Annotated in this window: 1 protein-coding gene; it reads left to right on the top strand. The window is 60.7% G+C overall.

All coding sequences use genetic code 11. From position 1 onward, the window contains the following. The coding region (locus Abin_RS15245; protein ID WP_148315677.1) for an IS3 family transposase at window positions 1-478 on the top strand (478 nt) is incomplete at both ends.

Raw genomic sequence — 478 nt, forward strand, 5'->3', positions numbered from 1 at the left:
GGATCTGGCAGGATAATCGTGCTGTTTATGGTGCGCGCAAGGTGTGGCACAGCCTGCAGCGTGAGGGGCGACAGGTTGCACGCCGCACTGTTGAGCGCCTGATGCGCAAGATGGGTCTGAAGGGTGTCATCCGGGGCCGGAAGGTCATCACGACCCGTCCGGATACGGCGCGCCCCTGTCCCGATGACAGGGTCAACCGGCAGTTCCGGGCCGAGGCCCCCAACCAGCTCTGGGTCTCGGACTTCACCTATGTCCAGACCTGGAATGGCATGGTCTATGTGGCGTTTGTCATTGATGTGTTCGCCCGCAGGATCGTGGGCTGGAAAGTCTCGACCTCCATGACCACCCAGTTCGTGCTCGACGCCCTTGAACAGGCCATCTGGCAACGAAAGCCTGCGGGAAACAAGGCGCTGATCCATCATTCGGACCGTGAATCCGCCCAATACCTATCGATCCGATATACCGAACGCCTGGCGCT

Origin of the sequence: Acetobacter indonesiensis (assembly GCF_000963945.1) — a bacterium.
Lineage (GTDB): Bacteria > Pseudomonadota > Alphaproteobacteria > Acetobacterales > Acetobacteraceae > Acetobacter > Acetobacter indonesiensis.